The organism is Thiothrix caldifontis, assembly GCF_900107695.1.
GTDB lineage: Bacteria > Pseudomonadota > Gammaproteobacteria > Thiotrichales > Thiotrichaceae > Thiothrix > Thiothrix caldifontis.
The window spans coordinates 58,726-73,717 of sequence record NZ_FNQP01000013.1 but is presented as its reverse complement, the minus strand read 5'-3'; the positions used below and the strand labels follow the sequence as shown (position 1 = coordinate 73,717).

Genomic DNA, 14,992 nt, shown 5'->3' with positions numbered 1-14,992 from the left:
ATTCTGATACACACAAGCAACAGAGCGGGCAAATTTAGCCCACTCTGTCGGCCCGTTGGTTAATCCAACAAGTAAGAAACCACACCATCCGCCAGTTTCGGCTCAAACCAAGTGGATTTCGGTGGCATCACATCGTTGTTATCTGCCACCGCCATCAGGTCTTGCATACTGGTCGCGTAGAGCGAAAAAGCCACTGCCATTTCACCGCTATCCACCCGTTTTTCCAAACCCGCCAAACCACGAATCCCACCCACAAAATCAATCCGGTCATCACGGCGCGGGTCGCTAATCCCCAAGATGGGTTCAATCAAATAACGCGCCAAACGGCTGACATCCAAACGTGCTACCGGGTCATCATTGGGCATCAATTCAGGATTTAGCGTCAGTTTAAACCACTGCTTATCCATGTACATGCCAAAGACACCGGGGGCGTCTGGTTTCACCGGCATAGCGGAAGGTTCCAGCGCAAAATGTTCTTCAATAGCAGCAAGGAACTGGGTGGGGTCTAAACCATTTAAATCCTTAATCACGCGGTTGTAGTCAAAGATTTTCATCTCGTGTGCAGGGAATATTACCGATAAGAAATAATCCGACCCTTGCTGATTATTACGCATCTTCGCAATCCGCGAAGCTGCTGCCGAACGGTGATGCCCATCAGCAATGTACAGCGCGTGCATGGCATTAAAGGCAGCCGTCAGTTGCGTAATACTGTCAGCTTCATCAATGACCCACAGGGTATGTTGAATACCGTCATCTGCGGTGACATCCAATGCAGGCTCAGCTTGCGCAGCCGCTGCAAGAATCGCATCGACCGCTGGTGCATTCGGGTAAGCCAGCAACACCGGACCGGTTTGCGCATTCACCGCATCAATCTGGCGCACCCGATCGTCTTCCTTCACCGGGCGGGTGAATTCGTGCTTACGAATCCGGTTGGTGTCGTAATCAGCCACCGATGCACCCGCCACCAAACCGGTTTGCGAATGCCCATTCATAATCAGGCGATAGGCGTAATAACACGGCTGCTCATCCCGCACCAGCAACCCGGCTTCAATAGTACGCGCTAAGTTTTCCGCTGCTTTGGCATACACAGCAGCGCTGTACGGGTCAGTATCCTCTGGCAGATCAATCTCTGGCTTGGAAATATGCAAAAAGCTCCACGGCTTACCTGCGGCTTGCTCCCGTGCTTCAGCGGAGTTCAACACATCATACGGTGGCGCAATAACTTCGGCAGCCCGACCCGGAGCAGGGCGTAAACCTTTGAATGGCGAAATCAGATTCATGCTGAAAATCTTCCCACAACGCTAAAAATCGCTGCATTATAACTGCCATTGGCAACGGCGGCTACGCAATCGCAACGTTACTGTCATTTCACTTGAGGCTGCTCGTTAGGTTGGCTAGACTCAGTGCACTTAAATAACGGATCAGCGAGCACAGAGTGAAACAGCCTATTGTCATTATCGGTATCGGTGAAATTGGAGCGATCTTCGCCCGTGGCTTCTTGCGCTTAGGGCATCCGATTTACCCGATTACCCGTGATATGGATATGCAAACAGAATCGCAGTCTATTCCCGATCCTGCCGTCGTCATTGTTGCAGTGGGAGAAGCTGACCTACACCCTACTCTCGCACAACTACCCGCTGTTTGGAAATCGTGCCTAGCGTTGATTCAAAATGAGCTTTTGCCATCTGATTGGCAACGTCATGGTTTAAATGATCCTAGCGTCGTCTCGGTATGGTTTGAAAAAAAACGCGGGCAAGACGTCAAAATTGTGGTTCCTTCACCGCTATACGGAGCAAACGCTGCATTATTAGCCGCCAGTCTAAATACGCTGGATATTCCTCATTATCTGGTGCATGATCACGACCAATTATTATTCGAGTTGGTACGCAAAAACTATTATATTCTCGTCAGCAACATAGCGGGGCTAAGGGTTGGCGGAACAGTAGGCGCACTTTGGGCACAACATCCTGAATTAGTTCAAGCAATAGCACATGATGTACACGCATTGCAGCAACACCTAACAGGCAAAACATTGGATCATGCGGAACTGTTGCAAGCCATGCTGGTCGCATTTGCAGGCGACCCTGAACATCAATGCATGGGGCGCAGCGCTCCTGCACGCTTGCAACGTGCTTTACAGATTGCTGATGCAGCCGGGCTTGCTGTACCTACCTTGCGGGATATTGCCGCCAGTCGATCGTAAACGGACACAGGTTTTTAATGAAATCGCACAACAACAAACGCAGCTCTTTTTTCTCCAGTAGTGTACTGGCTTGTTCACTGTGGTTACTGAGCACAACGGCAGGCTTAAATGCGGAAGAATCCACCCGTATTAATTTACAAGATACTGAAATTCGTCAACTGATTGACATTGTAGCCAAAACAACGGGTAAGAATTTCATTGTCGATCAACAAGTACGCGGTAAAGTCACCTTTATCTCCGGTCAAGGGCTGGACAAAGATGGCCTATACGAAGCGTTCCTCTCCGTTTTGCAGGTGCATGGCTTTGAAGCGGTAGAATCCGGTGACCTCATTAAAATTGTTCCTGCGGGTAAAGCCCGTTCTAATGTCGCCCCCTTGGTCACGAATGCGAATGAAAGTGATGCCGATGAAACCATCACGCAAGTTGTAAACCTTGAATACATCCCAGTCACCACTGCCATTCAAACACTCATGCCATTGAGCGGTCAGGGGGAAACCAGCATTCTGCCTAACCAAGCCAGCAACTCATTGGTCATTAAAGGCAAAGCACAAAATGTGGCTCGCCTGCTCGATGTCATCGCCAATGTCGACAAGCCTAATAATGAAGATTTTGAGCTAGTTCCCCTTGACTATGCCGTGGCTTCGCAAGTCGCCAGCACCTTACAAGGCTTGATGTCCAGTGGCGCAGGCGCGGCTGGTGGTGGTGTTATCCCCGCTTCAGGCAAGGTTTCAGCCGATGAACGTACCAATAGCGTACTGATTTCCGGCGATAAGCAAACCCGGGAACGCCTGAAAAAGGCGATTATCCGCTTGGATGTCAAACGTGCTATCGAAGGTGACACCAAAGTAATCCAACTGCGTTATGCCAAGGCTGAAGATGTTGTTAACGTGCTTAATGGCGTTGCCCCCAACCTTCAACAATACGGGGCAACGGGTTATTACGATTACAATGCAGCCAGTGCGGCTGGTGCCGCACCTGATGGCTCCACTATGCCAGCCAGCAGCAGTTCAAGCTCTGCTGGGGTAAAAGTCTTAGCTGATAAAAGCAGCAACTCCATTATTATCAGCGGCCCACCAACCTTGCAGAAAAACATGATCGCCGTCATTGAGCAACTGGATCGCCGTCGGGCACAAGTGTTGGTCGAAGCGGTCATCGCCGAAGTTTCCACCGACCTTTCCAACCAGATTGGCGCAGCACTACTCTCCAATGGCGCAGCCAATGGTGGCAATGGTGCTGTCGGTTACAGTAACTTTGGTGGCTTAGGTACACTATCCGGCTTAATTGGAGCAGTACAGACCAGCACCATTCCCAGTATCCCTAACGGTTTACTACTCGGTGGTGGTAACAACAGCTTTGGTGCGATTGTCGAAGCCTTGAAAGGCGACGCTGCTACCAATATCCTCTCCACCCCGACCTTGGTGACGATGGATAACGAGGAAGCCGAAATCACCGTAGGTCAGGAAGTGCCCTTCATCACCGGCAAATCCACCAATGCAGCGAATGACGCCACCAACCCGTTCACCACGATTGAACGTAAAGATGTCGGTTTGAAATTCAAAATTACCCCGCAAATCAATCGGGGTGAAACCGTCAATTTGAAAATTGAGCAGGAAACCTCCAACGTGGCCTCCAGCAGCTCAGGTGCATCCGACTTGATTACCAACAAACGCCGCATTACCACCAATGTCATGGTGGAAGACGGGCAAATTCTGGTACTGGGCGGCTTGATCGAAGACAACTACCGCGATTCTGAAAGCAAAGTCCCCGTACTAGGCGATATTCCCATTCTTGGTGGCGCATTCCGCAATAACACCACCAATAAAACCAAAAACAACCTGATGGTGTTTATTCATCCCATCATTATGCCGGATGGCAAATCAGCCGATGCTTATACCCGCATGAAATACCAAACCATGCAGCAACAACAGCAACGTAGCCAAGTTTTGCAACGTGACCGCCTTGCCGAAGGTGCGTCGACTCTGCCTCCTGATATGAATAAGGTAATCAACGGTACCGCAGACAGCCTGCACAACCCACCACCACGTCCCGTCACACCGCGTAAACCCGTGACGCAAGGCAGTTGCAACAAATCCGATCCTTTCTGTAACGGCACGTTATGAACGCGAAAGCTGCACTAGACACGGTAGAAAACGCAGATAAGGTAGAGTTAAACCTACCCTACAGCTTTGCGAAACGCCACGGCATCTTGCTACAAACCAATGGCTCGCATCCGCAGGTATTATGCCGCGTGGGTGTAACCCCACTCGCCTTGGCAGAAGTACAACGCCTCAGCCATGCCGACTTGCAATTTCAGTCGGTGGATAACGAAATGTTTGATCGTTTGTTAGCCGCGCACTATGACCGCAGCCAAGTAGGCGCATCCATGATGCAGGACATCGGTGATGATGCTGACTTACAGGATATTGCCGGTTCGTTGCCAGAACCTGAAGACTTGCTGGAATCGGAGGATGACGCGCCAATTATCCGCTTAATCAACGCACTATTGACCCAAGCAGTCAAAGAAGGCGCATCCGACATTCACATCGAAACCTTTGAAACCCGTATGTCGGTACGGATGCGCGTTGACGGTATTTTACGTGAAATCATTGAACCTCCACGCAAACTTGCCCCCGTAATCATTTCCCGTATCAAAGTCATGGCACGGCTGGATATTGCTGAAAAACGCTTACCGCAAGACGGGCGTATTTCCTTGCGTGTCGCGGGTCGTGGCGTGGACGTGCGGGTATCCACCCTACCCTCAGGGCATACCGAACGGGTCGTGTTACGTTTATTGGATAAGCAAGCGGGGCGTTTAAACCTGTCGCATTTGGGCATGGATCCGAAGATTTACGACCGCCTGCAAACCCTGATCGAAAAGCCGCACGGCATTATTCTCGTCACCGGCCCCACTGGTTCCGGTAAAACCACCACGCTATACGCCGGGCTTACCCACTTAAATGACCAGCGCCGTAATATCCTCACCGTCGAAGACCCTATCGAATATTACATTGATGGTATCGGGCAAACCCAAGTTAATAGCAAAGTCGATATGACGTTTGCGCGGGGCTTACGGGCTATTTTGCGCCAAGACCCAGATGTGGTCATGGTTGGGGAAATCCGCGACCTCGAAACCGCTGAAATTGCCGTGCAAGCCAGTTTGACCGGGCATTTAGTCTTTTCCACCTTGCACACCAACACCGCTGTTGGCGCTGTTACCCGCTTGCAAGATATGGGGGTGGAGCCTTATCTCCTCGCTTCCAGCTTACTCGGCGTCGTTGCGCAACGACTGGTGCGGGTATTGTGTCCCGAATGCAAACACCCCTCGTCAGCCGATGATGGTGAAATGCAAATCCTGCGGGCAGACCCACACACTGCACGCCCAATTCTCTACAAACCCGTCGGCTGCCCTGCTTGTAACCATCGCGGTTTTGTCGGGCGCTTGGGGATTTACGAACTGGTCGCGCTTGATGACGGCTTACGCCAAATGATTCACGACCGCAAAAGCGAAATGCAACTCGAAGCCTACGCCCGCCAGCACAGCCCTAGCATCCGTGAAGACGGTATTCGGTTAGTATTGGAAGGTCGCACGTCATTGGATGAAGTATTGCGCGTTACCCGTGAGGATGCTCAGTAGTGCCTGCGTTTGAATACCTCGCCCTCAATGCCGCCGGTAAAGAAGAACGCGGTATTATGGAAGCTGATACCCCGCGTCAAGTACGGCAATTGTTGCGCAATGGCGATTTGATTCCGCTGGAAATTAATGAAGTCGCCCAAAAACAAAAAAAATCTGAAAGCCGTTCGCTATTCGGTGGCGGGCGCTTAAACCCGGCTGACCTAGCACTCATGACACGCCAATTAGCTACCTTAATTCGCGCGGGTTCGCCGATTGAAGAAGCTTTGGGTGCGGTAGTACGCCAAACGGAACGCAACTCCTCACGCCGCATTTTTTCCGCGATCCGCTCACGGGTCATGGAAGGTCACACCTTGGCTGGCTCACTGGGGCAGTTTCCTGGCGCATTTCCTGTCTTGTATCGCGCCACCGTGGGTGCGGGAGAACAGTCGGGGCATTTATCCGAAGTGTTAGAGCGACTGGCGGACTACACCGAAAATCGTCAACATAACCAGCAGAAAGTTACCACTGCCCTCGCTTACCCCATGATTTTATTGCTGGTAGCGATTGGGGTGATCTCAGCATTATTACGCTTCGTGGTTCCCAAAGTAGTGGAGGCATTTGCCACACTCGACATTGAGCTGCCGCTATTAACGCGGATGTTGATTGCCGCCAGCGAATTCTTGCAAAACCATGGCCTAACCTTGTTAATCGGCATTATTCTTGTCATCGCTGGGATTGCATGGCTATTGCAACGTCCACAGTGGAAAAGCCGTTACCACCGTTTGTTACTGCGCTTGCCAGTAATCGGGCGTATTACCCGCGGGGTAAATACCGAAAACTTTGCCCGCACCTTCAGCATTCTCAACAGCAGCGGCGTAACGGTGCTGGATGCCATGAAAATTTCTGCCGAAGTTGTGATCAATATTCCCATGCGCCAATCGGTGTTAGAAGCAGCCGAAAAAGTACGTGAAGGAATGCCCATTCACAAAGCCTTGGAACGTTCCGGCTATTTCCCACCGATGATGGTTTACCTGATCGCCAGTGGTGAAGGCAGTGGCAAACTCGATGAAATGCTGGAGCGTGCTGCCATCCAACAAGAACGCGAAGTACAAACCAAAATTGCCACCATGCTCAGTTTGCTCGAACCCGGCCTGATCCTCGTCATGGGTGGCATCGTTACCTTAATTGTCCTGTCTATCATGCTCCCAGTCATGGGCGGCATGTCACAAATCATGCGCTAATTTCCATTATATTTTTTGATTAATCATTTCGTCAGCTAAATAGCCGCGATTATAGGTCGTGGCGTTGAGGCGTGTCTGCCTCAGTCGCATAGTATCCACAAGCAAGCAATAGTTCTTTCTATTCAATATTAAAAATAACGACCCGTGGGAATTGCAGTTACCCCTGTACGGTCTTTGTGGAGCAAGTATCATGCAAGATAACAGCCTAGTATTCCGGGCAACAGCGGCCACGTTTTTGCGCGATAAAGCATACCTTTCACCAAGCGATGATGTTACCGCAACCAAACCGTTATACGTGTATGCACCTCAGCATGATGTGGAAGCGATCAGCGATGTCTTACAACGCAATCAAATACCACACATCATGAACCATTACGGCGTTCGTGATTACCGTAACAAAACATTATGCTTTTGTGGGCTAGCTGCACTCAGCGACCTACAACTGAGCTTTTTAGTGAATGCTGCCACGGCTGGTGCACAAGTCGAAGCCTTGTTAGATCATTTGGATAAGCGTCTTAACTTTGTTGAAGTTGATTTACTAAACGCTGATTATTTATTGGATAACAGCAAACGGCAAAACACCTCCAACCACTACCCACTGCTGAAACGTTGGATGGATATTGGCGTATCACTGCTACTCTTAGCACTAACCTTACCCATTTGGCTAGTCACAGCACTCGCCATCAAATTGGAATCATCCGGCCCGGTATTTTTCCAGCAACGCCGTACAGGTTTGTTCAACCAAGAGTTCGACATCCTAAAATTCCGCTCCATGTGTGAAGATGCGGAAAAAGACGGTGCACGTTGGGCCTCCAAACATGACAGCCGCATTACCCGGGTGGGGAAATTCATCCGTAAAACCCGTATTGACGAGTTACCGCAACTCATTAACGTATTGAAGGGAGAAATGTCCATCGTGGGGCCGCGCCCAGAACGTGAAGTGTTTATTCGTGACTTGGAAAAACAGATCCCCTTCTACCGTTTCCGCCATACCGTCAAGCCCGGTGTCACCGGTTTAGCGCAAGTGCGCTATACCTATGGCGCATCGGTGGAAGATGCCATGCATAAACACCGTTATGACATTTACTACATCAAACACCAAAATCTGTGGATGGATGTACGCGTTCTGCTGGATACCGTGCGTATCGTGCTAACAGGTCAGGGCGTGTAAACACTAGGTGGCAATCGGCACTAGCCTTTTGCCGCCTGACTCCCGTAAAATCACTACCCCCAAGTAGAGTAAAGACCTCAACACGTGCGCCTGAGCAAAATCCGTATTGCTGGATTCAAAAGTTTCGTTGACCCTGTAACACTGGATTTACGTAGTAACCTCACGGGTATTCTCGGCCCTAACGGCTGTGGCAAGTCCAATACCATTGATGCGGTACGTTGGGTGATGGGTGAATCATCCGCCAAACACCTGCGCGGCGCGTCCATGGAAGACGTGATTTTCAACGGCTCATCCTCCCGCAAACCGGTGGGTTTAGCCTCAGTAGAATTGGTATTTGACAACAGTGATGGCACTCTCGGCGGTGAATATGCCCAATACGCTGAAATTTCTATTAAACGCCAAGTCAGCCGTGACGGTGATTCCAAATACTTTCTTAACAGCACCAAATGCCGCCGCCGTGACATTACCGATATTTTTCTCGGCACCGGTTTAGGGCCACGCAGCTACGCTATCATCGAGCAAGGCATGATTTCACGCCTGATCGAAGCCAAACCCGAAGAGTTGCGCAATACCCTCGAAGAAGCTGCCGGTATTTCCCGCTACAAAGAACGCCGCCGTGAAACCGAAACCCGCATCTCCCATACCCGCGAAAATTTGGAGCGCCTCAGTGACTTACGCGACGAATTAGAAAAACAACTCGAACGTCTCGATAAACAAGCCAAGGCCGCACAACGCTTCCGCGAATTACGCGACCAAGAACGCCGACTCGAAGCCAGCGTGTTACTCCTACAATGGCAAAGCCTTAAAGCCGATGGCGAACAATGCTTGCATGACTTGAGTCAACGTTCCACTGCATACCAAGCGCACCTCGCGCAAATGCACCATCTCGATGCTACCGTTACTGAGTTACGTGAACACTATACCGATGCCAACGAAACCCTCAATGCGGTACAAGGCGAGTATTACCAAGCAGGGGCAACAATTGCGCGTATTGAACAAAGCATCCAACACCAACATGATATTCAACGCCGTCAACAAGACGCTTTGCGCACTGCCGAACACAGCATCGAAGAAACACTACGCCATGCAACGGAAGACCGTGCCAAACTCACCGCTTGCGAACAAGCTCTCGCCAATCTGATACCGCAAGAAGTTGAGTTAAGCGAACAACTATCCCTAACGGAAGAACGCCTCGTCGAAGCCGAAGACCAACTCAACGACTGGCAAGAACACTGGCACACCCTCCAGCAGCGCATCGCCGACCCCACACGCCAAGCGCAAGTCGAAAAAGCTCGCATGGAACAGCTAGAACGCCAACTGAGCCAAACCAACCAACGCCTTGAACGCTTACACCAAGAAGCCAGCAATCTTGCCCCCGACCGTTTTGTCGAGGATTTACACCTACTCGAAGCCCAGCGTGAGGCTACCGCTGAAGCACTTGCATTTGCCGAAGAACAACTTGCCAGTATTACCCTGAGTCTCAGTCAGCAACAGCAAGAACAACGCGAAGTACAGAGCCAGCTTGACAGGCAACGCTCTCGCCGCCAAGCATTACAGGGGCGCTTAGCCTCTTTGGAAACATTGCAACAATCAGGACTCGACAAAACCAACAAGGCACGTCAACAGTGGTTACAAGACAAAGGCTTAGCCAAAGCCCCACGCATTGCTGAGATACTCAAAATCAAACATGGCTGGGAAACTGCCTTTGAAACCGTGCTCAGTCATGACCTTGATGCCATTTGCATCGACGAGTTATGGATGATAGAGCAAGACGACGCATCAAAAGTCGGGCTGACACTCTTGGAAACGGCTTCCCACACACTTGCACCATCCCCGCAATCACCGGTATACCTTGCCAGTAAACTCCACGCCCCCGAAGCGGCTCGGACGCTGATTGCCGGTATCCGTTGTGCCGAAACCTTACGGGAAGCCCTATCAAAACGCCACGGCCTTGCCTCTGGCGAAACCATTGTTACCCGCGACGGTTTCTGGCTTGGTTCCAACTGGCTACGTAGCCACCGCCAACAAGATGCCCACAGTGGTATTTTGCAACGCCAGCAAGAAATTGACACCTTGCATGAGCAACTCACCCAACTGGAAACCGAACTCAGCACTTGGCAAACCCGTGCCGAAGCATCACGCACCAACATTGGCGCACTAGAACATCAACGAGAACAAACACAAACCGATGTCAACCACTTGCACCGCAGCGAATCCGAGCAGCGCAACCGCGTACACACCCTGCAACAACGTATTGAACAACTGAATAACCGCCGTCAGCAAATTGATGCCGAGCGCACAGAACTCAGCGCCCAACAGCAGCAACAAGAAGCCGAACACGAACGCGCGACTGAACAACGCAATGCCGCTTTAGCACTGCTAGAAACCTTACAAACTGAACGTGACCACCTTGCGAACACCCGCGAAGACCTGCAACACACCGTCAGCCATGCCCGTCGCACCCAACGTGACCAACAAACAGCTATTCAAGACCTACGCTTACACATTGAAACCAATCGCACCCAACGCGACAATAGCCAGCAGCAACTCGAACGCATCAGTAGTCGCCTTGAATTGCTGGAGCAACAACGCGATGCCTTATTAGAACAACTGCATTTACAAGACGACCCCGTTGCAGAGCTAGAAACCGAACGTGAAATCGCCCTCACCCAACGCGCTGAAGTCGAGTACCGCCTGACTCAAGCCCGCCAGCGCTTACAAACCGTAGAAACCGATATTCGCCAACAGGATGGCGCACGCTTACAAGCAGAACGGCTTGCCGAAGCCTCCCGCACTGCCTTAGAACAGCGTAAACTGGAATGGCAAAGCATTCAGGTGCGCGAACAAACCATTGCGGAACAATTTGCCAAAACGGAGTTTGATGCGACTACCCTTCAAGCTGAACTCCCCAGAGATGCCACACTGGCAAGTTTCCTGCAATCACTGGAAACTATCCAACGCAGCATCCAACGTCTCGGCGCAATCAACCTTGCGGCAATTGACGAATTCCGCGAGCAACAAGAACGTAAACACTACCTGGATCAACAAAATGCTGATTTAGTCGCCGCATTAGAGACATTGGAAACCGCCATCCGTAAAATTGACCGCGAAACACGTACCCGTTTCAAGGAAACCTTTGATAAAGTAAACAGCCGTTTACGTGAAATGTTTCCGCGCTTATTTGGTGGCGGTGAATGTTATCTGGAAATGACGGGTGATAATTTGCTAACAACGGGGGTTGCCATTATGGCACGTCCGCCTGGTAAACGAATTTCGACCATTTACCTGATGTCAGGTGGTGAAAAAGCCTTAACTGCCGTAGCCTTAGTTTTTGCGATTTTCGAGCTGAATCCAGCACCATTTTGTATGTTAGATGAAGTGGATGCACCCTTGGATGAAGCCAACGTCGGGCGATTCTGTGAACTGGTACGGCATATGTCTGAACAGGTACAATTCATCTTTATCACTCACAATAAAACCACCATGGAACTTGCCGAAAATCTTATCGGTGTTACCATGCGTGAAGCGGGTGTCTCGCGACTAGTAACAGTTGATATGGCAGAAGCCATTAAACTGGCAAATAGTTAACGATGGAAACAAGCAAGGATTAAAGGATTTTAAATGGAACTGGTTAGTCTGATTATCATGGTATTGGGTCTGGCAGCATTAGTGGGTATTTACGTAATTAGTCGCATATCCCGTCGCCACTCACCCGCTAAGCGGGATGAAAATATTCCGATGCTACGTGATGCTGATGGTAACGAACTTTCCAGTGTCGCTGATGACGTTCCTGCACGGGATGGTAAGCGTCCAGCAGCGAATGCACGTGATATGTCTGATGTAATGATGTCAAGTGTGTCCGGAACCTATAAAGAAACACAAGCTGCCCCCACTAGTGTTAATGCAGTGATGCTCCCACCGCAACTGGTATTGTTTATTGCTGCGGATATTGAATCTGGGTTTGGTGGTGAAGAAGTCTTAAAGGCTTTAGATGATGCTGGGCTAACCTTGGGCGAAATGGACATTTTCCATCGGTTTATTCTAACGGAGCAAGGTGAAACCAGTTTGTTCAGCGTCGCTAATGGCGTTAAACCATGGACATTAATACCAGAAGAACTCGTGACACAAACCACCCCCGGCCTGTCGATGATCCTCAATTTGCCTAGCCCTATTGACGATAACGAAGCAATTAATGATTTCTTGCGGACAGCAGAACGTCTCACCGATAGGTTAAATGGTGTCTTGAAAGATCACAATCAACAACCTATCACCTCAGAAACACGCTCTGATCTCTTAGCTTTAGCGGCATAAACCTTTAGTCATGTAGAGACGCAACATCTTGCGTCTCTACATTTGACCTTTATTACCGGTTGGTACGGGCTATGACGCCGCTTTCTTTTCGGCTTTTTCGGCTTTTTCGGCTTTTTCGGCTTTTTCGGCTTTTTCGGCTTTTTCGGCTTTTTCGGCTTTTTCGGCTTTTTTGGCTTGTTTCGCGGCTTTCTTTTCAGCTTTTTCTACGGCTTTTTGCTCAGCCTTGAGTTGTTTTTCACGTTTTTTATCCGCTTTCTTTGCGGCTTTCTTTTCAGCTTTTTTTGCTACCTTCTGCGCTTTTTTAAGCTTTTTAGCACGTTTGGCTTGTTTTTTTAGTTCTTTCTTAGACAGTTCGGATTCAGGGGCTGTTTCTACTGTATCAACGTCCATCTCTACAATGGCTTCCGGCACGTCTACTATTTCCACCTCTGCTTCAACTTCAGGGTTTGGGGGGGTGATTGCTGGAGCGGCAAGAACTTCTTGAGCATTCGCAATAATGAGTGGAGCAGTATGTTCACCAATGCCCGGCAATACTGTCAGCGCTTCAACCGGCATAGCGGCAAGTTGTTCGACAGTGCTTATGCCGTGTTCAGCTAAACGTTTGACGGTAGCAGGGCCTACGTATTTAATGGCAGTGACTTCTAGTTCCATTGTTAAATGTCCTTATGATCTTGTTACTTGGATAAATGTTTTGTCACAAAATCTTAACATTAGCCATTCCCTGAAATGATGACAAAATAGCTTTAATTTTAGCCAATTTAACAAAATTGTCATAATCGACGCCATAAATCACCGCCAGAGGTTTCTTGCCCAGTCAGCAAATAATGTAAAACATTTTCGTTTTGTGTAGCCCATTGCAAGTCTTGACTCGTTGAATAAGCAGCACACATCAATAAACGATCACTCACTTCTAAGCGCATATCCATTGCGGGCAATACAAATACCGTTTCCTGACGCTTGAGCAGCAAGGGAATCGCAGGTAACTGCCGGGTACGCTCACGTGGGTCACGCAGCACATCCAGCAAGATGACGTCATTCATCAAACAGCTTTTATACAGCGCAGGAGTGCGAGCTTTGTTGAGCTTGATTTCCCACAAATACGGTACTTCATCGGTTGTGATACCCAGAACTCGACTGACCAACAGATTAGCCCAATCATCATCGTGAATCTTGATTGCTTCCAGAAAATCACTGATGAGAGGCGTGCGCAAGAGTGCAAAAATCTTGTGCGCAATCACGTCTCCCCGCTTCATCAGCAAATTAAACGCCGCTTTTTCAAAAACAAGATCATTATCACGCTGATTTTGCCGTGCAACGATGAAAATATCGCGTTTTAACTCGCGTGCCGTCATGAGGATAGACAAATTATTGGCATCATCATGTGTACCGGCAACAATACCAACGGCTTTCTGTAAACCAGCCGCTTGCAAGGTAAGTGCATCAGTACCTGACCCCACAATGGTATGTTCAGGTGCCTCTGTATTGAGGGGGTCAGATTCGATCACTTGTGTAGGAATACCCGCCTCTTGCAAACGACGATAGAGAGCTTTGCCAAAACGTCCGTACCCTGCAATCAGCCATAAACCACGCTCAGGAAACAGCGGTTCATGCAAAGGTTCGTGAGGTATTCCAGTCAGCCATGTAAACAGCGTGTACATGCCAGGGGAATGAATGGCGAGTGCTAAACGTCCTGCAAACGTTTCAAACGGGTTAATGACCTCGTTTTTGCCAAAGGAACGGATATTGGCTTCCACTTCAGCCGATTCAGCACGCGCTAACACCCGCAAATTAGGGTTGAGCAAATACGCACTCAATGCCACCATCAGATTAGTCTGATCAGTATCGGTCAATGCAATCACACCAACACAATAGTTATTGGTAATCCCCGCCATTTCCAACACGGCAGGTTTAGCTGCATCACCTAATAAACCTAGGGGACGGCGGATATAATCGTTGAGTTCTAATGCATTGATACGACTTTCATCCTTATCGATGACCACCGCTTTGATGCCTTCATCAGCCAGTGCCTTAACCAAAATACCCCCTGTATCACCGTAACCACAGACCAGATAAAACGGGGTACGCAAGCGTTTCACACTACGCTGAAAAGTATACTCACTGCGCAACTTACGAAAGGCGGGATCTTGCAACACTGCCAGTAATGAACCAATGCTATATAACCAACCAATAACCGTTAGGTGTACGACAAACATCATCCATAAGCGCTGTGCTTCGGTGAAAGCATAAGGGATTTCCCCAAAACCAATGGTGGTGGCCGTATAACTAACCAAATACATCGCGTGAAAAAACGACATATGCCATGTTTGCCCCGTTGCATCCTGCCCCGGAATCAAGGTAAAACCCAACACCGAGATGGCATACATCAGGATGAGTACAATCAACGGGGTGCGTAATCGCCTTAACAGTACATAGAAAATATCAGGCACAAGCTA

General features: G+C 49.5%; 10 protein-coding genes. 7 read left to right on the top strand and 3 right to left on the bottom strand.

What is annotated here, in order from left to right; genetic code table 11:
* Positions 1–59: 59 nt before the first annotated feature.
* Positions 60–1,280 carry a DUF1015 domain-containing protein gene (locus tag BLV87_RS11995; protein WP_093068992.1) on the bottom strand — a complete coding sequence of 407 codons (1,221 nt, stop codon included), beginning with the start codon at positions 1,278–1,280 and terminating at the stop codon, positions 60–62.
* A gap of 155 nt (positions 1,281–1,435) precedes the next feature.
* Between BLV87_RS11995 and BLV87_RS11990 the strand changes: the two genes are divergently transcribed.
* The 7 genes from BLV87_RS11990 (at position 1,436) to BLV87_RS11960 (ending at position 12,539) form a co-directional block, all read left to right on the top strand.
* Positions 1,436–2,203, top strand: coding sequence for a hypothetical protein (locus BLV87_RS11990; protein ID WP_093068990.1), 768 nt, complete (start codon positions 1,436–1,438; stop codon positions 2,201–2,203).
* Positions 2,204–2,220: 17 nt separating this feature from the next.
* Positions 2,221–4,323 (top strand): type II secretion system secretin GspD, encoded by a 2,103-nt coding sequence (gspD, locus tag BLV87_RS11985; protein WP_093068988.1) that lies wholly within the window; start codon positions 2,221–2,223, stop codon positions 4,321–4,323.
* Entirely contained in the window at positions 4,320–5,837 is a 1,518-nt protein-coding gene (gene gspE / locus BLV87_RS11980; protein ID WP_093068986.1) for a type II secretion system ATPase GspE, read from the top strand. The genes gspD and gspE overlap by 4 nt, the downstream gene beginning before the upstream one ends.
* The gene (gene gspF / locus BLV87_RS11975) at positions 5,837–7,057 is read left to right on the top strand and encodes a type II secretion system inner membrane protein GspF (RefSeq protein ID WP_093068984.1); all 1,221 of its coding nucleotides are present in this window, start codon (positions 5,837–5,839) and stop codon (positions 7,055–7,057) included. Before gspE ends, gspF begins: the two co-directional genes overlap by 1 nt.
* Before the next feature lie 190 nt (positions 7,058–7,247).
* A complete protein-coding gene (locus BLV87_RS11970; protein WP_093068983.1) occupies positions 7,248–8,228 on the top strand; it encodes an exopolysaccharide biosynthesis polyprenyl glycosylphosphotransferase in 981 nt (326 codons plus the stop codon).
* 84 nt (positions 8,229–8,312) lie between these two features.
* Entirely contained in the window at positions 8,313–11,816 is a 3,504-nt protein-coding gene (gene smc / locus BLV87_RS11965) for a chromosome segregation protein SMC (RefSeq protein ID WP_093068982.1), read from the top strand.
* Between the two features lie 33 nt (positions 11,817–11,849).
* Complete coding sequence (locus tag BLV87_RS11960; protein ID WP_093068981.1) at positions 11,850–12,539, top strand: cell division protein ZipA; 690 nt, start codon at positions 11,850–11,852, stop codon at positions 12,537–12,539.
* Positions 12,540–12,608: 69 nt separating this feature from the next.
* Here BLV87_RS11960 and BLV87_RS11955 read toward each other — a convergent pair whose 3' ends face one another.
* Together BLV87_RS11955 and BLV87_RS11950 are read right to left on the bottom strand one after the other, a co-directional pair.
* On the bottom strand, positions 12,609–13,190 hold the full coding sequence (locus BLV87_RS11955; RefSeq protein WP_093068980.1) for a helix-hairpin-helix domain-containing protein: 582 nt from the start codon (positions 13,188–13,190) through the stop codon (positions 12,609–12,611).
* 119 nt (positions 13,191–13,309) lie between these two features.
* Positions 13,310–14,986 carry a potassium channel family protein gene (locus BLV87_RS11950; protein ID WP_093068973.1) on the bottom strand — a complete coding sequence of 559 codons (1,677 nt, stop codon included), beginning with the start codon at positions 14,984–14,986 and terminating at the stop codon, positions 13,310–13,312.
* Between the last annotated feature and the right edge of the window lie 6 nt (positions 14,987–14,992).

Excerpts from the sequence above, each read along its gene's own strand:
- BLV87_RS11995 (WP_093068992.1), bottom strand. The coding sequence starts at position 1,280 with ATGAATCTGATTTCGCCATTCAAAGGTTTACGCCCTGCTCCGGGTCGG.
- gspD (WP_093068988.1), top strand. The coding sequence starts at position 2,221 with ATGAAATCGCACAACAACAAACGCAGCTCTTTTTTCTCCAGTAGTGTA.
- gspE (WP_093068986.1), top strand. The coding sequence starts at position 4,320 with ATGAACGCGAAAGCTGCACTAGACACGGTAGAAAACGCAGATAAGGTA.
- BLV87_RS11970 (WP_093068983.1), top strand. The coding sequence starts at position 7,248 with ATGCAAGATAACAGCCTAGTATTCCGGGCAACAGCGGCCACGTTTTTG.
- BLV87_RS11960 (WP_093068981.1), top strand. The coding sequence starts at position 11,850 with ATGGAACTGGTTAGTCTGATTATCATGGTATTGGGTCTGGCAGCATTA.
- BLV87_RS11955 (WP_093068980.1), bottom strand. The coding sequence starts at position 13,190 with ATGGAACTAGAAGTCACTGCCATTAAATACGTAGGCCCTGCTACCGTC.